At 37.5% G+C, this 21295-nt stretch carries 25 protein-coding genes; all 25 read right to left on the reverse strand.

The features are described from left to right. Nucleotides 1-109 precede the first annotated feature (109 nt). The 25 genes from tsf to flgD all read right to left on the reverse strand — a co-directional run bounded on the left by tsf (nucleotide 110) and on the right by flgD (nucleotide 21290). Nucleotides 110-991 (reverse strand): translation elongation factor Ts, encoded by an 882-nt coding sequence (gene tsf / locus KI363_RS10460; protein WP_158323433.1) that lies wholly within the window; start codon nucleotides 989-991, stop codon nucleotides 110-112. A 354-nt stretch (nucleotides 992-1345) separates the two neighbouring features. After that, a complete protein-coding gene (gene rpsB, locus KI363_RS10465) occupies nucleotides 1346-2074 on the reverse strand; it encodes a 30S ribosomal protein S2 (RefSeq protein WP_158323432.1) in 729 nt (242 codons plus the stop codon). 156 nt (nucleotides 2075-2230) lie between these two features. Beyond that, nucleotides 2231-2776 carry a hypothetical protein gene (locus KI363_RS10470; protein WP_158323431.1) on the reverse strand — a complete coding sequence of 182 codons (546 nt, stop codon included), beginning with the start codon at nucleotides 2774-2776 and terminating at the stop codon, nucleotides 2231-2233. Nucleotides 2777-2784: 8 nt separating this feature from the next. After that, nucleotides 2785-3105, reverse strand: a complete 321-nt coding sequence (locus KI363_RS10475) for a hypothetical protein (RefSeq protein WP_158323430.1) — start codon at nucleotides 3103-3105, stop codon at nucleotides 2785-2787. Next, a complete protein-coding gene (locus KI363_RS10480; protein ID WP_212966287.1) occupies nucleotides 3102-3881 on the reverse strand; it encodes a FliA/WhiG family RNA polymerase sigma factor in 780 nt (259 codons plus the stop codon). The genes KI363_RS10475 and KI363_RS10480 overlap by 4 nt, the downstream gene beginning before the upstream one ends. A 40-nt stretch (nucleotides 3882-3921) precedes the next feature. Next, nucleotides 3922-4416, reverse strand: a complete 495-nt coding sequence (locus KI363_RS10485; RefSeq protein ID WP_158323428.1) for a chemotaxis protein CheD — start codon at nucleotides 4414-4416, stop codon at nucleotides 3922-3924. Continuing rightward, complete coding sequence (locus KI363_RS10490) at nucleotides 4409-5053, reverse strand: chemotaxis protein CheC (protein ID WP_212966288.1); 645 nt, start codon at nucleotides 5051-5053, stop codon at nucleotides 4409-4411. The genes KI363_RS10485 and KI363_RS10490 overlap by 8 nt, the downstream gene beginning before the upstream one ends. Continuing rightward, a complete protein-coding gene (locus KI363_RS10495) occupies nucleotides 5043-5513 on the reverse strand; it encodes a chemotaxis protein CheW (protein ID WP_212966289.1) in 471 nt (156 codons plus the stop codon). Before KI363_RS10495 ends, KI363_RS10490 begins: the two co-directional genes overlap by 11 nt. Nucleotides 5514-5532: 19 nt before the next feature. Continuing rightward, nucleotides 5533-7581: a chemotaxis protein CheA gene (locus KI363_RS10500; RefSeq protein WP_212966290.1), complete on the reverse strand. Its 2049-nt coding sequence runs from the start codon at nucleotides 7579-7581 to the stop codon at nucleotides 5533-5535. 12 nt (nucleotides 7582-7593) lie between these two features. Beyond that, nucleotides 7594-8184 (reverse strand): chemotaxis protein CheB, encoded by a 591-nt coding sequence (locus KI363_RS10505; protein ID WP_212966291.1) that lies wholly within the window; start codon nucleotides 8182-8184, stop codon nucleotides 7594-7596. A 52-nt stretch (nucleotides 8185-8236) separates the two neighbouring features. Beyond that, nucleotides 8237-9106 carry a MinD/ParA family protein gene (locus tag KI363_RS10510; RefSeq protein ID WP_212966292.1) on the reverse strand — a complete coding sequence of 290 codons (870 nt, stop codon included), beginning with the start codon at nucleotides 9104-9106 and terminating at the stop codon, nucleotides 8237-8239. Beyond that, on the reverse strand, nucleotides 9106-10242 hold the full coding sequence (gene flhF, locus KI363_RS10515) for a flagellar biosynthesis GTPase FlhF (protein WP_212966293.1): 1137 nt from the start codon (nucleotides 10240-10242) through the stop codon (nucleotides 9106-9108). The genes KI363_RS10510 and flhF overlap by 1 nt, the downstream gene beginning before the upstream one ends. Beyond that, nucleotides 10239-12275 (reverse strand): flagellar biosynthesis protein FlhA, encoded by a 2037-nt coding sequence (gene flhA / locus KI363_RS10520; RefSeq protein WP_212966294.1) that lies wholly within the window; start codon nucleotides 12273-12275, stop codon nucleotides 10239-10241. Before flhA ends, flhF begins: the two co-directional genes overlap by 4 nt. A 129-nt stretch (nucleotides 12276-12404) precedes the next feature. Then, entirely contained in the window at nucleotides 12405-13487 is a 1083-nt protein-coding gene (gene flhB, locus KI363_RS10525; protein ID WP_191967535.1) for a flagellar biosynthesis protein FlhB, read from the reverse strand. Then, complete coding sequence (fliR, locus tag KI363_RS10530; protein ID WP_212966295.1) at nucleotides 13484-14263, reverse strand: flagellar biosynthetic protein FliR; 780 nt, start codon at nucleotides 14261-14263, stop codon at nucleotides 13484-13486. The genes flhB and fliR overlap by 4 nt, the downstream gene beginning before the upstream one ends. Nucleotides 14264-14267: 4 nt before the next feature. Continuing rightward, nucleotides 14268-14537, reverse strand: coding sequence for a flagellar biosynthesis protein FliQ (gene fliQ / locus KI363_RS10535; RefSeq protein WP_158323418.1), 270 nt, complete (start codon nucleotides 14535-14537; stop codon nucleotides 14268-14270). Between the two features lie 56 nt (nucleotides 14538-14593). Beyond that, entirely contained in the window at nucleotides 14594-15262 is a 669-nt protein-coding gene (fliP, locus tag KI363_RS10540) for a flagellar type III secretion system pore protein FliP (RefSeq protein WP_158323417.1), read from the reverse strand. Further along, complete coding sequence (locus KI363_RS10545) at nucleotides 15255-15935, reverse strand: flagellar biosynthetic protein FliO (RefSeq protein WP_191967534.1); 681 nt, start codon at nucleotides 15933-15935, stop codon at nucleotides 15255-15257. The genes fliP and KI363_RS10545 overlap by 8 nt, the downstream gene beginning before the upstream one ends. A gap of 6 nt (nucleotides 15936-15941) precedes the next feature. Continuing rightward, nucleotides 15942-16304: a response regulator gene (locus KI363_RS10550; protein ID WP_158323415.1), complete on the reverse strand. Its 363-nt coding sequence runs from the start codon at nucleotides 16302-16304 to the stop codon at nucleotides 15942-15944. A gap of 19 nt (nucleotides 16305-16323) precedes the next feature. After that, nucleotides 16324-17484 (reverse strand): flagellar motor switch phosphatase FliY, encoded by a 1161-nt coding sequence (gene fliY / locus KI363_RS10555; RefSeq protein ID WP_158323414.1) that lies wholly within the window; start codon nucleotides 17482-17484, stop codon nucleotides 16324-16326. Continuing rightward, on the reverse strand, nucleotides 17474-18475 hold the full coding sequence (fliM, locus tag KI363_RS10560) for a flagellar motor switch protein FliM (RefSeq protein ID WP_158323413.1): 1002 nt from the start codon (nucleotides 18473-18475) through the stop codon (nucleotides 17474-17476). The genes fliY and fliM overlap by 11 nt, the downstream gene beginning before the upstream one ends. 54 nt (nucleotides 18476-18529) lie before the next feature. After that, nucleotides 18530-18955, reverse strand: coding sequence for a flagellar basal body-associated protein FliL (gene fliL / locus KI363_RS10565; RefSeq protein ID WP_158323412.1), 426 nt, complete (start codon nucleotides 18953-18955; stop codon nucleotides 18530-18532). Next, nucleotides 18948-19166: a flagellar FlbD family protein gene (locus KI363_RS10570; RefSeq protein ID WP_158323411.1), complete on the reverse strand. Its 219-nt coding sequence runs from the start codon at nucleotides 19164-19166 to the stop codon at nucleotides 18948-18950. Before KI363_RS10570 ends, fliL begins: the two co-directional genes overlap by 8 nt. Before the next feature lie 46 nt (nucleotides 19167-19212). Next, on the reverse strand, nucleotides 19213-20583 hold the full coding sequence (locus tag KI363_RS10575; protein ID WP_212966296.1) for a flagellar hook-basal body complex protein: 1371 nt from the start codon (nucleotides 20581-20583) through the stop codon (nucleotides 19213-19215). Nucleotides 20584-20666: 83 nt separating this feature from the next. Next, a complete protein-coding gene (gene flgD / locus KI363_RS10580) occupies nucleotides 20667-21290 on the reverse strand; it encodes a flagellar hook assembly protein FlgD (protein WP_158323409.1) in 624 nt (207 codons plus the stop codon). Nucleotides 21291-21295 lie beyond the last annotated feature (5 nt).

Consider the following 21295-nt stretch of genomic DNA (forward strand, 5'->3'; position numbering starts at 1 on the left):
CTGCTCATGTATCTAAATGCATACATTCCGCTGCTCGAAGGCTGCGCCGCCTCGAACTTCTTGGTCCTTTTTATCCTCCTTTTTGAACTCGTGCATATACTAACCTGTATTATTTTTTGATTTGACTCATAACTTCTTCAGCGAAGTTTTCTTGACGTTTTTCAAGGCCTTCACCGACTTCGTAACGGACGAAATCACGAACAGTTGCCCCTTTTGATTCAACAAATTTACGAACCTTTTGATCAGGATCTTTTACAAAAGACTGGTCAAGTAGGCAAATTTGTTCAAAGAATTTCCCTAAACGCCCTTCAACCATTTTTTCAACGATTTTTTCAGGTTTTCCTTCATTTAAAGCTTGTTGGGTTAAAACTTGACGCTCACGGTCAACCTCTTCTGCTGAAACTTGATCACGAGAAATATATTTTGGATTGATAGCGGCAATATGCATTGCTACATCTTTCGCTACATCCTGGTCAGTTGTTCCTTCAAGAACAGTTAAAACACCAATTCTTCCACCCATATGCAAATATTCACCAAATGCGTCTTGGTCAGATTTCGTTTTAACTGCAAAACGGCGTAGGGTAATCTTTTCGCCGATTTTTGCAATCGCACTGTTAATATATTCGCTAACCACTTGACCATTTGACATTTTTTGTTCTAATGCTGCTTCAACAGAGTCTGGGTTGTTTTCAAGTAAATGCTTCGCCAATTCCTTTACAAGTTCTTGGAAAGATGCATTTTTAGCAACGAAGTCTGTTTCAGCATTCACTTCAAGAATCACTGCTTTATTTCCTTCACTTAAAATGAAAGTTGTTCCTTCAGCTGCAACACGATCTGCTTTTTTAGCGGCTGAAGCGATCCCTTTTTCACGAAGGAAATCAACTGCTTTTTCCATATTTCCATCTGTTTCAGTTAAAGCCTTTTTACAATCAAGCATCCCTGCGCCTGTTTTTTCACGCAGTTCCTTTACCATTTGTGCCGTAATTGCCATATTATAGTCCTCCCTATTCTGCTTCCAAATTTAAAGTTTTAAAGGAATCTTATTTGATAAAAAAGGTGATAAGTGTTCACCACTTCATCACCTTTGTTCGTCACGATTATGAATTGGTCTATCTCGCAACACTATTAGTGCGTGTTCAAAAAGGAGGATGAAAAGGACCAAGAATTTCAAGGCGGCGCAGTTTCGAGCAGCAGAATGTATGCTTTTAAATACATGAGCACAAGGAAAGCTTCCCCGAATCCGCATCGCACGCCGGAAAAGTGGTTTTCTTTTCCAAGGAGCGAAGAAACAGCCAGCGAAGAAATTCGCAGCGTCATTTTCACCGGACTTTTTGAACATCATCTATTAAACGTTAGCTGTATCAGATACTTCCTCAGCTTCTTCAACTTCCGCTTCTTTTTGAACTTCAAGCAAAGCATCAGCCATTTTAGAAGTTAATAATTTAACCGCACGGATCGCATCATCATTTGCTGGAATCACATAATCGATTTCATCTGGATCACAGTTTGTATCAACAATACCAACGATTGGAATATTTAATTTGCGTGCTTCTGCAACAGCAATTCTTTCCTTACGTGGGTCAATAATGAAAATAGCATCTGGAAGGTCTTTCATATCTTTAATTCCACCTAAGAAGCGAACAAGTCGATCATATTCCTTTTTCAACATAACGACTTCTTTTTTAGGAAGGACTTCAAATGTCCCATCTTCTTCCATTTTTTCGATCGCTTTTAAACGCTCAATTCTAGATTGAATGGTTTCAAAATTCGTTAGAGTCCCACCTAACCAACGATGGTTTACATAATAATGTCCTGCGCGTTCAGCTTCATCTTTGACAGATTCTTGAGCTTGTTTTTTCGTTCCTACGAAAAGAACTTTACCATTGTTTTCAGCTAGCTCTCTCATAAAGTTATAAGCTTCCTCAACCTTCTTAACTGTTTTTTGAAGGTCAATAATATAAATACCGTTACGCTCCGTGAAAATATATTTTTTCATTTTTGGATTCCAACGGCGTGTTTGGTGTCCAAAATGAACACCTGCTTCTAATAATTGTTTCATTGAAATGACTGACATTTCTGTTTCCTCCTCGGTTTTTATCCTCCGTCCTGGTCATATCTTGTACAAACTGTTCGAAAGTAGAGTTCCAATCAGCACCTTGTAACAAAATCGCAGAACGTGTGTATTAACACCATCAATGAATATAGCATAAACAAATGATCATATCAAGTATTAAGAATGCATATTTTTAAATTTTAAGGCAAGACTTACCTCTGTTTTTCCCTTGTTTAATCGTTGGGCAATGTCTTCAGCGGATAATCCCTTTGCATGAAGGGATTGAACTTGATCAGCAAATAAGTTGATCTGAGACAGATTTTCCGAATCCTCTTCACTGTCTTTTATTCCCGATTGCTCTGCAGAACTTACATGATACGCTTTTTCCGCTTGCATCCTCGCAAAGTTCTTCGTCTCCACAGTAGGTAGCTCATCGATTTTTTGTTTTTCTCTTCCAACGATTTCTTCTTTTTCGATTGTACTCGACTCTTTGCCCTTAGCTTGTTGTGATTTACGTAGGTCATCCAACTTCGACATAAATAATTGATTTTCCTCCTTAATTTCCAATAAAAAGCTTGTCATTAATTCTTCTGTCTCTGCTTGCACTTTTTGCTGGGCTTTTTCCATCTCCATGAGCCGATTTTGTCGCATATATAACAATATAACAGTAAAAATTAAAACGGCGTTTAAAATAAATAATAGGAAGATTAATGCACTTGTCAATTGTATCCCTACCCACTATAATCTATTCTTTTTCCTTTATAAGGATGTTTTTCATTAGAGGGCTTTTTTTCCGCTACTTGCTCTCTTTTATTCAAACTAGAATGGTGCTCTTTTTGTTCCTTGGAAGAACCGTCTTCTTTCCTTAATCGGACCTCATCATTCTCATCTAATTGATTTATTCTTTGTCGTTCTTGTTCAATTTTATCCTTTGCCTCTTCCCTAGCTTGTTCCGACATAACTTGGCCTCTTTGTTGCAGCTGTTCTGTTATTTTTCCCGCTTCCATTGTCCTAGGGAGTGCTACCTGTAATTCAATTAATTTTAAACTCATGGATTTCCCCTATTATTGTTTTTTAACAGAATCACTTTTAACTTTGCCAAGGTTTTTGAATGAATTTGCGAAATTCTCGAGGTTGATAGCTGCATCACCTCTCCGATTTCCGTAAAGGTAAGTTCTTCCTTATAAAATAAGCTTAAAACTAATTGCTCTTTTTCTGTTAAATCTTTAATGGCCTCTTCCAATTCACTAAGCCACTCTTTTTTTACAAGTTGATCTTCTGGACCTAGTGATTCTTGATCTTTAATGGAATGAACAGAATGATCTCCCTCTTCATTCGTGGCTATCTTCTCATCTATAGAAAGCACACTAGAAAATACATGCTCATTCAAAACACGACATACCTCGTCTTCTGTATAGCCACAATTTTTAGCGATCTCACTTATAGATGGCTTTCGCATCAAATGCTGTTCTAATTTATGTGTAGTCGTTTCAATCTTTTTTACTTTTTCTCGTGTACTTCTTGGTAGCCAGTCTTCTTTTCTTAACCCATCAATCACAGCACCTCTAATTCTAAAAGATGCGTATGTATCGAATTTCAGGTCTCGAGAAATATCAAACTTATACAAGGCATCTAATAATCCCGTCATCCCTAAACTTCTTAATTCTTCTCTACTGACATTTTTGGGAAGTCCAACAGAAATACGCTGGACATGATATGAAACTAAAGGCATGTATTTCTCAATCAACTTATTCCCGGCATCAGCATCCCGGGAATGGATCCATAAATCCCAACATTGTTGTTCATCAAGCGGTGGTGAGTTCGACATCCTATCTCCTCCTCACATTATAAGCGTTCCTCATGATGATCTATATTTCAATGGCTTCATGATAAGCCTTCCGAACATATAAAATAGACGACTCTGGAACAAATTCAATCGTTCTTCCACTATTTCCCCCTGTATCTTCTCCAACAAGAGGGATATTCAGATTTTTTAATTCTCGCTTTACTGCTTCCACATTTCTTGGTCCAATTCTCATCTGTTCCGTTTGTTTTGTGAAATGAAACATTTGAGCTCCTCCAGCAATTTTAGCTTTTAATTGATGACGAATAGCCCCCATTGCTAGCAAATCCATTACCAGTTTTTTAATAGAGGTATCGGCAAATTTGGCTACATTTAATTGTTGGCTTCCTTTAGCAAGTGATGATTCTGGCAACATTATATGGGCAAGCCCAGCTACTTGTGATTGTTGATCATATATTACAACACCTACACAAGAACCAAGCCCTGCCGTTCTAATCGTATTTGGTGCTTTTACTACATTCATATCCGCTATCCCTACACGAACTACTGTCTCAATCATCGATTTTGACTCCAAGCTTTTGAAAGATCGTTGCAAAAGAGCTTGGATCTGGCAGTAGAAAAAAGTGGCCTTTTACACTGTTTGAATCATCACTCGTCTCCTCATCATTTAACGCTGTATCAATTACGATCGCATAATCCTGAGACTGAGAAAGCTCGATTAACCCATAACTGATAATGGCTCCAGCCATATCAATGCTGATAGAAGGAACCGAAGCGTGTAATCGTAATCCTGTAAAATCCGATAAAGACGTTAGATAGGAGCCTGTTAAAATATTGCCTAACTCTTGCATCGCCGACAAAGCCATTTCTGAATATGGTGGTCGTGAAAAAGTGAAAGTATTGTCTTGTGTCACTTTTTGTACTAACCTTGTTGCTTGTTCAAGAGGTAGGATGAAAAACATACTACCTGAAGCGTCTCCCTCAACCCTTAAAAAAACGGCTGTTACAATGCGATCATGGCCCCCAGCTAACTCTAGCATTTGATCAAATGTGATGATTCGTGCGGTCGGTACTTTCATTTCAATATTTTTTCCCGTTAAAACAGATAGCGCTGTAGCGGCATTTCCGGCACCAATATTACCAATTTCTTTTAAAATATCAAGGTGAAATGGAGTAATTTCAGTTTCAAACTCCATTGTTCATTTTCCTTAATTCAGGTGGTTTTATCGTCAATTCTAAATCAAGAAGAATGAATAGCCGATGATCTATATTGGCTACTCCGGAAATAAATTCTTCTGCAATAGAACCTGTCACATTGGGGCATGGCTCGATAGCTTCAATCGGAATATCTAAGACATCATTAGCTTCATCTACGATCATTCCCACCGTAATGTCATCCCATGTTACAATAATAAGCCGTGTACTATCTGATTGTTCGGAATCCCCTATGTTAAATCGTTGCTTTAAATCAATAATCGGAATAATGATCCCTCTTAAATTAATAACTCCTTTAATAAAAGAAGGCATGTTCGGAACCCTTGTTATATGGAGCATTTTTTCAATAGCTGTTACATATTCTGCTGAAATACAATATTCTTTCTGATTTAGTTTGAAGACGATCACTTTTTTCTCAGATTCAACCACTGTTTCACTCACAATCTCTCACTCCCCTTTTTTACTTTATCAATGCATTGCAGTCTACAATTAAAGCTACCTGCCCGTCTCCTAAAATCGTTGCACCTGAAATAGCAAAAACCTCTGCTAAATAATTTCCTAAAGATTTTAGGACAATTTCTTGCTGGCCAATGAAAGATTCAACAGCTAAAGCAGCCATTTTTTCGGCTTTACGAACTATAACAATGGATACAAATTCTGAGTCACTTTGAGTTGCTTCCTCAACATGGAAAACGTCTTGTAAGGAAACGAGCGGAACGACACTTCCTCTAAAATCAATAACAGGTTGATTATGGGCAGTCATAATATCAGATGTTTTGATAATAGCTGTTTCAATAATCGATGAAAGTGGAATGGCATACTTTTCCGCTCCTACCTCGACAAGTAAAGCCGAAATAATCGATAGTGTTAATGGTAATTGGATAGAGAATTTTGAGCCCTTTCCTTCAGAGGATGCAATAGAGATGGACCCACCTAATGACTGTATAGTTGACTTAACAACATCTAAGCCTACTCCTCGACCTGATACATCTGAAATCGTATCGGCAGTAGAAAAGCCTGGGGCCATAATTAATTCGAAAGCTTCCTCATCTGTCATTAAATCTGCCTCATTTTGCGAAACAATGCCTTTCGATACCGCTTTGTCAATCACCTTATGTCTATTTATACCCGCACCATCGTCATCGATTTCAATGAAAACATGATTACCACTATGATAGGCTTTTAGATTAATTGTTCCCGTTTCTGACTTTCCATTTGCCCTTCTGACTTCTGGACTTTCAATTCCATGGTCACTTGCATTTCTTAATAAATGGACAATTGGATCTCCTATTTCATCAATAACAGTACGATCCAATTCTGTTTCAGCACCACTAATATGTAACTCCAACTGTTTATTTAAATCTTTTGCCAGTTGTCTAACCATTCTAGGGAAACGATTAAAAACTGTTTCAACAGGTACCATGCGCATATTAAGAATAATGTTTTGTAAATCACTAGAAATTCTCGACATTCTTTCAACCGTTTCATGAAGATCCGGATGGTTAATGTCTTGAGAGATTTGTTCCAGTCTACCTTTATCAATGACAAGTTCTTCAAAAAGATTCATCAAAATATCGAGTCTATCAATATTAACTCTTATCGTCTTGCTAACTGTTTTTGATTGTTTCTTATTTGTTATCTCTTTTTTGCTCATAGCCGCTGATGACTTGTCTTTTTCAGCTGACTCTGAAGATATTGTTTCTTCGTTTGTTGACGTATCTTCTACCCGCTTCAACTGTGTTAAATCAACAGCCTGAATTTGCACAGACTCAATCTCAGATATTTTCATAATCTTATTGACAAGATCGGCTTCTGACTCTTTCGTAATTAAAGTTGCTATGAATTGAGACTCAAATTGTTCTTCCTCTAGTTGCTCAACAGACGGCAATGATTTAATGATATCCCCTGACTTTTCCAATACTTCAAACACCATGAAGACGCGGGCCGTTTTTAATAAGCAGTCCGGCATTAAATTCACTTTGATTTCAAAACACTCATGCCCCTGCTCGCGTGACTGCTCAATCACCGTTTTTTCGTATTGATCATATTCAAGCTGATGATCAGCGGCAGTTTTCTCGTCGGCAACCGTAGCAGCTATCTCTTGAAGGGCTTCATCCTTATCTGGGTCTAAGCCTTTTTCTAATAATTGCAATTTGGCAATCACATCAGTGACATCTTTCTTCCCATCACCACCAGATTCAATAGAATCAACCATGGTTTCTAAATTATCGACCGCAAGAAAAACAACATCTAGTAAAACGGAAGTGACACTGATTTGTTCATTGCGAATTCCATCAAGAACATTTTCCATAATATGCGTAAGATTGGCCAAATCATTATAGCCCATTGTGGCTGACATCCCTTTTAATGTATGGGCAGCTCGGAATATCTCATTCACGACTTCTAAATCTTTAGGATTTTTCTCCAATGTTAAAAGGTTTTGGTTTAACACCTGCAAATGCTCTTTGCTTTCATCAATAAACACTTCTAAGTAATGATTCACATCCATACGCCCACATCCTCATCCTATTTGTTTCATAATATTATTTGCAATATCATCCAATTTGGTAACGGAATCGACTAATCCCGTTTCAATCGCTGCCCTAGGCATTCCGTATACGATGCAACTATCTTTGGATTCAGCCATTACGATTGTTTGATCATTCTTTTTTAAGTTTATGATCCCTTTCTTTCCATCTGAGCCCATTCCTGTCATAATGACAGCAATCTTTTTGTATTCTTTTAATTGACTTACTGATTGAAACAGCACATCAACCGATGGACGATGTCCATTGACAGGCTCTGTCTCCACGATCCTCACTTTTACTTCTCTTCCTTGCGATAGAAGAGACATATGTTTCCCACCTGGTGCAATATAAGCAGTCCCTTTTTGCAAAATCTCCCCCTCTTCCGCTTCCTTAACACGAATTTCGCAAAGAGAATTGAGTCGATTGGCCAAAGACTTTGTGAATTTTGGTGGCATATGCTGAACAATGACAATGGGAGCCTGCAAATGCCTCGGCAATCCTGATAAAACAGTTTGCAGCGCCCTTGGTCCTCCAGTGGATGTCCCGATACAGACGATCGTGTGATATTGGTCTTCTGAATGCATTTCTTATTTCTCCTCAATATTTTTGTGCAAATACCTTTTTGAACATCCTCTTTTAATCTTTTTGAGAAAAAAATTTGCGTAATTTACCAACAAATGAACTTGGCATATGCTGTTTGGTCATCGGCTTGTTTTGGTCGTTCAAGTAACGATCAAGAAGTAGATCCAATTTAATGGATATAGACGCCCTCGGAAATTTGCTAGAAAAAGCCGTTTGACTAATGACTGCTTTTCGAACATGTGAATCTTCTGGTAAAACACCTAATAGCCTCACTTCCTTATGAAGAAACTTTAGGGTTGTTTTCCGCAATCTTTCCAGTGTTTCCCTCCCTTGCCTTTCATTGTCAGCCCTATTGCAAATAAGAAAAAACTCACTTTCGGTCCCTTCCATGCAAATAAACTTCATCATGGAATAGGCATCTGTCATGGCAGTTGGTTCTGGAGTTGAAATAACAAAGATATCGTCAGCAGCAAGTAAAATTTTCATTGTTGCTGAGTTTGCTCCCGCTGCCATATCAAAAATAATATAGTCATATTGCAGTTGAATAGCATGTAATCCTGTCAATAGCTTGCTTAACATCGATGCATTTAATTCAATTGCTTCATTCAATCCATTTCCAGCCGAAATATAAGAAACACCTGCTGATGTTCGATAAATAATATTATCGATTGACAAATCTTTATATAAAAAATCGGATAAGGTGTAAGCAGAGGAATGGCCAAGTATAATGTTGACATTTCCCATTCCAAGATCTAAATCAAATAAAAGAACTTTATAGCCGCGCTCATTTAGCTGAGTCGCCATATTAATTGAGATATTGGATTTTCCTACTCCACCTTTCCCACTCACTACAGCAAGCGTCTTCGCTTGACTAGTGCTATTATTTTGGATCATTCTTCTTAATTCCTGAGCCTGATCATTCATTATTCTTCATTCCCAACCAAGTAATAAGCAATGATTTCTGGCGTTGCTTTCCTTATGTCATCGGGGACATCTTGTCCAGTTGTAATATAGGAAACACCTGTCTGATAATGACAGATCATATTGTACATAATCCCATAAGAATTTGTTTCGTCGGCTTTTGTAAAAATAAATTGATTGAATTTCATATCCAGGAAATTATCTGCTATTTTTTGCATATCTTGCTCCTTCATCGATATGGATAAAACAAGATATGTGAAAATATTTTTTTCATCTCCAAACATTTTCTTTAACTCTTCAATATATCGTTTTTCACGATAATTTCGTCCCGCAGTATCGATAAAAACCAAGTCATAGTCTGAAAACTTCTCAATTGCCGTTTTGAAATTCTTTTCCTCATAGATTACTTCTAAAGGAATTTGTAGAAGTTCTGCGTATGTTTTTAGTTGTTCAATGGCGGCAATTCTATACGTATCTAGCGTAATAAAGGCAACCTTCTTTTTTTCTTTAAGAACCGCATTGGCCGCCAGTTTCGCAATCGTAGTTGTTTTGCCTACTCCCGTCGGACCAACAAAATTAATCATTTTCGCATGTTCAGGAATACCCTCGAATGAGATCTCCTTCAATTCTTTTAAAATTTCTTGAAGGCACCAATCTTCAATATCAGATTCAGTTGGTTGTTGCTGGTTTGTTCTCCATTTTTCTAACAAACGATCTCCTAGGTTCTTTATATGTTTATTTTCCAAGTCAATTGCTTGTAATTTCGATAAACATAATTGGATTTCTTCCGGATAATGATTCATCATTACGGAACTAGCTTGTTTTAAATGCGACAGTTCTATTTTTAAATCGGCGAGTTCCTTTCTAACAAGTTGCTGTTCAGCGTTTTGTTTGGGTTGAACAGGAGACTGACTAGACTCTTTTGTTCTCCTCTCTCTATTTTTTCTAGTAGAGGCGACTGGAAGAGGTTTGTCATCAATAGCTGCCACAACCTCAATCATCTTTTTGCGAAATAGCCCCATGAAGCCACCCTTATACACGACTTTGGAATTTAAGATCACTGCATGATCGCCTAATTCCAGCTTCACCTTTTTCATGACTTCAGGCATTGACGCGGCCGTTATTTTTTTCATATTCATTCGATGTTCACCATCCCACTACTTTGAACTTCTACATCCGCCTCAAGTTCGTTATATGATAAGACAGGAACATTAGGGAAATATCTCTCAGTTAATTGACGATAATACATTCTAACCGCTGGTGAACAAAGTAGAATTGGCGTTTGTTGTCTCAATGATTGCTGTTCAATTTGATTCGCTGTTGATTCAAGAATGGCCTGAGAATCAGTTGGATCCATTGATAAATAACTGCCATGCTCTGTCTGCTGGACACTGTCCGCTATTAATTTTTCAACCTTACCCGAAACGGTAATCACATTTAATGTTTCATTTTCATTTACATATTGCTTCGTAATTTGTCTAGCTAATGCCTGCCGAACGTATTCTGCTAAAAGGTCAGGATCAGATGTCATTTTAGCGTAGTCAGCTAAAGCCTCAAAGATAATCGTCATATTACGAATAGAAACATTTTCTTTTAAAAGTTTAGCCAATACCTTTTGTACCTCCCCAATAGTCAAAGGATTAGGTGTCACTTCTTCCACAAGGATCGGATACGTTTCTTGTAAATGGTCGATTAACTGTTTTGTTTCTTGTCTACCTAATAATTCATACGCGTTTGCTTTTAGCACTTCAGTAATATGTGTGGATACGACTGATGGTGGGTCGACCACAGTATAACCCAATATTTCAGCTTGCTCCTTTACTTCTTCTGTTATCCATTTAGCCGGTAATCCAAAAGATGGTTCAATCGTATCGATTCCTTCAAGTGTATCCTCACCACCTGGACTCATAGCTAGGTAATGATCTAGTAATAGTTCCCCTTTTGCCATTTCATTTCCTTTGATCTTAATTCTGTAGGCGTTTGGTTCTAATTGAATATTATCTCGGATCCGTACAACAGGAATGACGATTCCCAACTCTAAAGCGAGCTGCCTTCGAATCATCACAACCCGATCAAGCAAGTCTCCCCCCTGATTCACATCAGCAAGTGGGATTAATCCATAACCAAATTCAAACTCAATGGCATCGACATGAAGTAAATTCACTACACTCTCAGGACTCTTCAAATCCTCTGCTTCTGCCTCTTCTGCCTGCTGATCGATTAAATCCGAATCAGAAATGGCAGGTGTGCGAGAGATCATCATACCGCCAATGGCTAAAGTAGCTGCAATTGGGATCGTTAGTATATTATTGATGGTTGTAAACAATCCTAATAAGAAAATCGTTGCCGCAGCTACATACAACATCTTGGAATCAGAGAAAAGCTGCTTAATAATATCACTGCCCAAATTCCCTTCAGATGCAGCCCTTGTTACAACAATACCTGTTGCAGTGGAAATAAGTAATGCTGGGATTTGGCTAACAATTCCATCCCCTACTGTGAGCATTGAATACTTTACAGCTGCTTCTCCAATCGGTAAACCTTGTTGAACCATCCCGATAATAATTCCAAACACTAGGTTAATGAGGACAATAATAATCCCTGCAATGGCATCTCCTTTAACAAATTTACTTGCCCCATCCATTGCTCCGTAAAAGTCAGACTCTCTCGCGACTTTTTCCCTACGATCTCGTGCCTCATGTTCCGAAATCACTCCAGCATTCAGGTCAGCATCAATACTCATTTGTTTTCCTGGCATGGCATCAAGGGTAAATCTCGCAGCAACTTCCGAAACTCTTTCTGCCCCTTTTGTAATGACAATAAATTGAATCACAATTAAAATGGAAAAAACAACAAGCCCTACAAGGATATTCCCCCCCGTTACAAAGGTTCCAAATGTTTCAACGACCCCGCCGGCATCCCCTTTTGACAATATTGACCTAGTTGTCGAAACATTAAGGCCTAATCGAAACAAAGTAAGTAATAATAACAGCGAAGGGAATATCGAGAATTGTAAAGCTTCGTTCATATTCATCGAAGTAAGTAATACTAGGAGTGCAAGAGAAATATTTGTGATAATCAATAAACTTAATAACCATGGTGGAAATGGAATAATCAACATGGCAACAATTAAAATCACACTAGATAATACAGCTATATCCTTAAACTTCATAACATTTCTCTCTCCCTATAATGAAAAGCGTAAGCGCCCGTTCAGCGACGTACAAACTTGGTTAATAAGGTTGAACGGCTAAAATCACGCCGTCCTGGCGCAACGCCGTTCTAACTACATCGTGTGGGCCTAAATCTTGTTTTGAATTCTATATACATAAGCTAAAACTTCCGCAACTGCTTTAAAAAATTCATCCGGTATTTTATCACCAATATCAAGTTGATCGTATAATGAGCGGGCTAATGGCCGATTCTCGACCATGACGATATTATTTTCTTTTGCGATTAATTTAATTTTTTGCGCTAAAAAATCAACGCCTTTTGCTAAAACCACTGGAGCATCTGCTTCCTTTTCATCATACTTTAAGGCGATGGCATAATGGGTTGGGTTTGTAATAATGACATCTGCCTTCGGTACTTCTTGCATCATACGTGACATTGCCATTTCTCGTTGTTTTTGCTTTATTTTTGATTTAATCAGTGGGTCACCTTCAGAATTTTTAAATTCATCTTTTATGTCCTGCTTGGACATCCTAATATTTTTCTCAAAGTCATATTTCTGATATAACCAATCAAAAATGGAAAGTACCAACAGTGAGATAGAAGCTGCCAGCCCCATTTGAATTGTTAACTTACCAACTGTTTTTAAAGCAGCCCCGACCGACTGTTGAGATAGGTGTAATACATCTTCAATATGAAGATATAGTACAAAAAAAGTTACCCCGCCAACAAAGCCGATTTTTAAAATTGATTTTAATAGTTCAACGATCGCCCTGATAGAGAAAATCCGTTTAAATCCTTTAATAGGATCTAATTTTTCTAGCTTTGGCTGAATGGATTCAGTCGAAAACATAAAACCAACTTGTAATAAATTAGAAGCAACCCCCGCAACTAAAGCAATTAGAAAAACGGGGCCTAACAAAAAGGCTACTTCTTTTAATACAGACAACATGATAGGTTGTATATTTTCTTCCGTTAAATCCATCAGCATGAATTCATTAAAGGAATGGCGGAAGGTCTGGAGTGCAATTTTTCCCATATTCGTTGAATAGAATTGCAAAAACATAAATACAGCTAACAAACCAATCGCTGTATTGACATCCTGGCTTTTGGCTGTTTGACCCTTTTTTCTCGTATCTAGCCGTTTTTTCGGTGTTGCTTTTTCCGTTTTTTCACCGGCAAAGAATTGAAGATCCAATTTAAGCTGCATCAACCAGTGCCCCCCATATAACTCATCATATCTCTTAGCACAACGAGCATTTCCTCAAAAAGATTTTGTACGGTGACGAATAATAACGCCATGACGATAAAGATCACAATAAAACTTACAGCTATTTTAATCGGGAAACCCACAACAAATATATTTAATTGTGGCACCGTTCTTGCCACAATTCCGAGTGCCACATCAACTAAAAATAAAGACGCAACAATGGGAATCGCCATTTGAAAAGCAATCATAAACATAAGTCCAAAAGATTTCACAACGTATAAAATAAAACCTTCTTCTCCAAATGCCATAACAAATTGATCGATAGGAATAAAATGATAGCTATTAAAAATACCATCTATGATTAAATGATGCCCATTTACGGCTAATAGAAAAAGTAAAGAGAACGTATATAAATATTGACCCATTAAAGGACTTTGCGCCCCTGTTTGTGGATCAATGACATTTGCAATCGCAAAACCCATCTGAAAGTCAATAAATCCCCCAGCAATTTGAATAGCCGATAGCATCATATAAGCAATAAAGCCTAATAATAGACCAATAACAGCTTCCTTTAAAATTAATAATAAGTACGTACCATCAATTGGTATTGGTGAAACATCTAATGTATAGTAGACCAACACAGCCAAAATAAATGAAAATCCTATTTTAAAGATTGTAGGAATGGTTCTATATGAAAACAACGGAACGGACACAAAAAAAGCTGATACTCTCATAAAAACAAGCAATACGATTGAAAATTGTGGGATTAATGTATCCATTGTATCATCCTATAAATCTAGTTAAGTTCTGAAAAATATCTGCTGTATAAGATAATAATTTACTTATCATCCATGGTCCTAAAACAACCACTCCTACTAAAACGGCAATGATTTTAGGAATAAAAGCTAGTGTCTGCTCTTGAATTTGCGTGGTTGCTTGAAATATACTGACCGCTAGTCCTACAGCTAGTGCAATCAATAACAATGGACCGGCTACAATCAAAATCGTATATACTCCATTTTTTGCTAAGGCAATGACTGCTTCTGCGCTCATTATGATCACTCCAAATATTTTAAATTTGTTATTCTGTTATAAATGATTTAGCCAATTTAGCCAAAACTTTGTAATAAGGACTGAACGACTAAATACCAACCATCCACTAACACAAACAATAATATTTTAAAAGGCAGTGAAATCATAACAGGTGGAAGCATCATCATCCCCATTGACATTAAAATACTCGCCACGACCATATCAATCACTAAAAATGGAATAAAAATCATAAATCCAATTTGAAAAGCGGTTTTCATTTCGCTAAGCGCAAATGCTGGTACCATGGCGGTTAAGGGAATATCTTCAATTGTTTCAGGTCGATCGGCTTGAGAGTAGTTTAGAAACAGTTCCAAATCTTTCTGTCTCGTGTGCTTACTCATAAATTCCTTAAAAGGTACAGCTGCACGTTCATAAGCTTCCTCTAAATTAATTTCATCATTAAATAAAGGTGTTAAGGCCTGGTCATTGACCTCGTGTAACGTAGGTGCCATCACAAAAAACGTTAAAAATAAGGCAAGTCCTACTAAAACTTGGTTAGGCGGCATTTGCTGTGTTGCAAGGGAAGTTCTTACAAAAGATAAAACGATAATGATTCTCGTAAAAGACGTCATCAAGATAAGGATCGCAGGGGCAATAGATAAAACTGTAAGCAAAAGAAATAGCTTAACGGAAGTCGAGACGGTATCAGATGAACTACTATTAAAAAACTCCATAAATTCATTCATCTTGAGAATCCTTCCTTTCAATCTGTTCCATTGCCTTCTGGCGCTCTTTCCTTACCAAATTCAACTCATTTTTTAATTGTTGCTGAAATGAAAACTGAGTTTTCACATCCCGCTTAGACTTCTGTGTAATAGATTTTTTTCCGAATACCTTCGTGATTAAATCAGCAGGCTCTAACTTTTGCTCAAGCTGTTCATTATGCTGGTGAAGGAACTCATTCATTTCCTTCTCGTCTGTAATTTCCTGCAATAACTGGATATCCTCTCCAACACCCAGGATTAAGATTCGCTTCCCCACTTTAACAAGCTGAACAGAGCGGTTTCCACCTAGTGCGGTTCCCCCGATATTTTGGATAATTTTATTTTGGTGATAAGATTGGCTTCTCTTTTGAATAAATTTCAATAGGAAATACAAGATTGCCAAGACGAAAACGAGGGATGCCAACATTTTTAATACATCTAGAAAATTGATCCCTACTTTTTCTGTTGTTTGATTTTCATTGATTTTTGTGTCTGTCTCATTTGACGTACTTTCTTGTTGGCATTCATCCTTATTTTCGCCAAAACAATCCGCAACACTCCCATCAAACGATGCGGCGGCATGACTATTGACACATATATTCCCTATAAAAATAATAACTAAAAAGATCAATAGCCACTTTTTATTTCTTTTCATTTTCATTTATCCCAACGTTTTTTGAATGGCTTCAATCACACGATCGGCTTGGAACGGTTTAACTATAAAATCTTTCGCCCCCGCCTGAATCGCATCAATCACCATGGCCTGCTGTCCCATTGCTGAACACATAATAATTTTTGCTGCAGGATCTGCTGCCTTTATCTGCTTCAAAGCTGTTACTCCATCCACTTCAGGCATCGTAATATCCATGGTTACAAGGTCGGGTTTCAACTCATTGTACTTCTCAATCGCTTGTTGCCCATCAGCAGCCTCTCCAACAACCTCAAATCCGTTTTTTACTAAAATATCTTTAATCATCATGCGCATAAAAGCTGCATCATCTACAATTAAAATTCTTTTTCCCATGTTTTTCCCCTCCAAATGATTAATTCAGTTTCTTTAATCGATCTGATTTACTGACAATATCCGTTACGCGTACACCAAAGTTTTCATCTATCACAACCACTTCTCCTTTGGCAATGAGGCGACTGTTTACTAAAATATCAACAGGTTCTCCTGCAAGCTTATCCAATTCAAGCACTGAACCGGCTCCTAATTCGAGAATTTCTTTCACCGAGCGATTTGTTCTCCCGAGCTCTACCGTAACTTGAAGCGGTATGTCTAAGAGCATGTCAAGATTTTTCGTTTCATAACTAGGTGTTTCCACTTCATCAAAATCTGCAAATTTAGCTGGTTGGACATTAGGCTGTGAATGCGTGTTATTTGCATATAAAGACTCTTTTGTCTCTAGTGTTTCTTTACTAGCGCTTGGGTCAACAACAATATTTTCAACAACCTCTGTTTTATTTGTACCCAATGGAGGCTCAACATTTTGCTGGTGTTGATCTGCTTCCTCATCCTCAACTAAAAGATCATTTACAAGATTGCGAGCAAATTCAATCGGTAAAACTTGCATAATTTCTGAATCGATTAATGTACCAATTTTTAATTGAAAAGCTACTTTTACTAGTAAATTATGCTGAGGGATATTGGCGGTTCCTTCTCCTTCAGAAATATTCATTAAATCTACTGTAGGAGGAGAAATATCTACACGCTTATTAAAAATAGATGACATAGAGGTGGCCGCTGAACCCATCATTTGATTCATTGCTTCCTGAATGGCACTTAAATGAATTTCATCCATTTCTTCAGCCGGATTTGTTCCATCTCCCCCAAGCATTAAGTCAGCAATGATTGTTGCATCACTTTGCTTTATGACCAAAATATTGACACCTGAAAATCCTTCTGTATATTTAACCCGAATCGCAGCATAGGGATGGGGAAATTCTTCTTCTAATCTAGCATTATCAATGATTGATACGAATGGAGTTGTAATTTCCACCTTTTGATTAAGTAATGCGGATAATGCCGTAGCTGAACTTCCAAACGAAATATTTCCTAATTCACCAATGGCGTCCCTCTGTATTTCATCTAAATAATCTTCCACGGAATGTACCACTTCTTCTGTTTTTGTTGTTTCTTCAGGAGTTGATTCACCACGTAATAGGGCATCAATCTCTTCCTGAGAAAGCATATCACCATTCATATTCTTGGTCTCCCTCCTTTATTGTATCTAAGATTTGGATGGCAATTTTTTTATTTCTTTTTCCAGGTTGACCGATAAATTTCGGTTTCCCTCCCGTTTTGATTAGAAGGGGGGCATCAATTCTATTATTTAGCTCAATGACATCACCACGGTCTATTGAGAGAAAATCTTCAATCGTGATGGTTGCTGATCCAAGTTCTGCAGCAACAGATATAATAGAATCTTTCACCTTTTGTTCAAGTAATAATGCTTCTTCCGGTTTCGTTACTTTCTTTTCACTTGCCATCCAATAATGAGCAGAGAGTTTCGGAATAATGGGTTCAAGCATAACATGCGGAATACAAATATTAATCATTCCACTTGTTTCTCCAACATTCGCATTCATAGAAATGACAACAACCGTTTCATTCGGGGAGACAACTTGCAAAAACTGTGGATTTACTTCAACATCTGATAATAAGGGCTCTATCTCCACCATACCTGACCAAGCTTCTTGTAGTTGATCTAATGATCGTTCAAATAAATTAGTCATTAGCTTCATTTCAATCTCAGTAAGATTATCAATCTTATTAAAGCCATTCCCTTTTCCACCTAACACACGATCAATCATGGAATAAGCAATCACTGGGTGAATTTCCATAATCATCCTACCGTCTAAAGGAGGAATCTCAATGACATTCATGACAGTCATATTGGGAACCGATCGAATATATTCTTCGTAAGGTATTTGGTCCGCTGATGCAACCGAAATATCAACATACGTTCGAAGTTGAGCTGAAAAATAGGTTGTTAGTAAACGAGCAAAGTTTTCGTAGATTCTTGTCACACTTCTAACTTGGTCTTTCGAAAATCGCAATGCACGTTTAAAATCATAATTCTTTACCCGATGTTTTTCTTCTTCTTTTTTAAAATCATCAGCAGTCATTTCCCCGGTGGAAATAGCCGATAGTAGAGCATCTATTTCACCTTGCGATAATATTTCATCAGACATCACGACACCTCCGTTTCGATATAGAAATTTCTTTTGAGCCGCTTGCGCTTCCTATTAAGAAATAATGTAGGAGGTGATGTACACTTTTTCTACTTTCCCTTGCTGCATTAAATCATTCATTTGGTCTTTAAGTGCTTCACTAAATTCCTGTTTTTCCTTCTTACCTTCTAAGTCTGATTCTTCCATTTCAGAAAGTTCATCAATTAACAGATTTTGGATTTGAAAATCTCTTTTGATAAACTCATCTTTAGCCTTCTTACTATCTGTCTGGACCTTTAATGATAACTTAATATATTTTCCACTAGCTAAATTTGTCGTTATTTCCGGTACATCTACAGAAACCTTTAATATTTCATCAATGTTTGGCTCTTTGTTCGTATCTTTATCGTCCATTTTCATAATGATGATGAGAGCTAAAACAGCAAGCAATAAAATGGCCGTTAATAGCACAATCATGGTTGATACTAGTTTTTTATTCATTTTTTTCATCCTTCCATCCTGGTTGGCCCATTAAATGGATAGATTGGTAAAAATCAATTATTTTTTCTTTTACCTGGTCCTCCGATTCAACAACAATATACTTTTGATTATTTGTTAAAGTAATCGTTGTATCCGGAAATGCTTCAACCTTCTCAATATAAAGGGCATTTAAATGAAACTTTTTGCCATTTAGTTTGGTGATCTCAATCACTTGTTGGCCGGGCTAGCTAATAAGTCTAGCCCCTATCCTCCTTGTATTAACGTTTTAAATTAACAAGTTCCTGTAAAATCTCATCAGAAGTTGTAATAATTCTTGTATTTGCTTGAAAGCCGCGTTGCGCGACAATCATTTCCGTAAATTCTTCCGAAAGGTCCACATTAGACATTTCTAATGATCCAGATACCAATTTTCCAGCACCAACATCAGCAGGAGCCAAATAGGTCGCTTCTCCAGTATTAGCTGAGCTAACGTATAAATTTTCTCCTACCTTTTCCAAGCCGCCCGGATTTGCAAAGCGGGCGAGAGCGATAGAGGCGTGAGTAGTGTATAACTCACCCTCTTTTTCAAGTCCTAATTTATCCGCCTGAATGTATTCAATGGCATCCATTGTCGCAGTAACATCATCAGCGGTAATGCCAGTAAGGGATGACATATCGTTACCATTTGTTAAGGCTGTTTTAGCTGCATTGACAATCGCGTCTTCATTTGCTTGAGAAGGATCTCCTTTATACGTTTGATAGGCATTGTAAACTTGGTCTACTGCTTGACGTAAATTCGTATAACTATTTTTAGCATTTTGCGCACTTTGAACGGCTGCTTGAGCCTTTTGTACAGCTTCAACTGCAGCGTTTATAGCTTTAGCATCTCCAGATTCGTTTGCTTCTGTTTGTAAGGCTGCCGCCTCGATTTCTAAGAGACTTGCTTCCTTTTCAGCTTGGATTGTTAACTCATCTAATTCATTCGTAAGTTTGTTTAGTAAATCAACGTATTTCTGTGATGTAGGATTTTCTACTATATTTTTGGCCGCTGCTGCTACTTTTCCAGCAATTTCTTGGGCTTTTTCAGCAGTTGTCATACCGGTCTTCTTAATAAAACTAATCTTTCCGTCTTCGGAAATACTTAGACTTTGAACCTCATCCACATTCCCGCCGTTCATTTGAACAGGCTCTAAGTTGCCACTTTCTGCATTTAAGGCCATCACATAATGTCCCGCGCCTGTAACAAGGTAGCCATCCGTATTTAAGTATAAGTTTCCAGCTCTTGTATAATAGGTGGATGTCGGGAAGAAAGTATCACCAGCAGGCGTTCCCTCTGCTACGACAAAATATCCATCCCCTTGGATACCGAGGTCAAGTACTCGGTCAGTCGATTGCATGGAACCTTGTGTATCAATTGTATCAATCGCAGCAAGCTGGGATCCTAATCCAACCTGTACGGGGTTTTTTCCCCCTTTATCTTGTGCTGGTCCACTTGCGCCTGACACTGTTTGACTGACCATATCTTTAAAGGTGACACGGCCTTTTTTAAACCCATATGTATTCACATTTGCAATATTATTTCCAATCACATCTAATTTTGTTTGAAAGTTCTTCATCCCGCTAATACCTGAATACATTGAACGGATCATAATTCATTTACCCCTTTCATATTATGCCACTTCAATCAATCAGCGGCATGCTAGCTTTCTCATTTATTCCTACTAGAATTCTATTAATCTTGGATTTTAGTTAGTTGATTCAATTTCACTTCCTGGCCATCTTTCATTTGAAGTAATAGTTGACCCTTTTTTTGTGTAATTGATTGAACAATATCTTCAAACTCAATCCCCTCTTCTTCCCATGTAATCGTCTTTCCAATCAAATGACTTGCTTGAACGAATGGTGATTCTAAGGATGGTTGATTGACTTGAGAAATGTTTGCCGGAAATAACTCTGTACCATCCTCCAAAATGAATTTAACACTGTCTCCCACAAACTGAACAGATGCCACGATTCCTTTTCCTTCTGTTACGATTGCTTCATCTTCATCCGTCACATTGTGCCAAGTTACCTCTTTCCCAACAAAATGACTATAATCGATTAAGCTTGATTGGATTTCTAATTGTACAAGCTTTTCGATGGAGTTATTCATATTTGTCATTTGTTCAAGCGAAGAAAATGTTGCCATCTGTGAGATAAATTCATTATCTTCCATTGGATTCATCGGATCTTGATTCTGTAATTGAGCCATTAACAACTTTAAAAAGTCATCTTTTCCCAAGCGATCGTTTTCTGTTTTTACTTCTCTATTCTGCACGGATGAATAAAATAAAGTAGGATCTAGTGAGGTTGTCAATTTCT

It is taken from the genome of Lederbergia ruris (assembly GCF_018332955.1).
GTDB lineage: Bacteria > Bacillota > Bacilli > Bacillales > Bacillaceae_C > Lederbergia > Lederbergia ruris.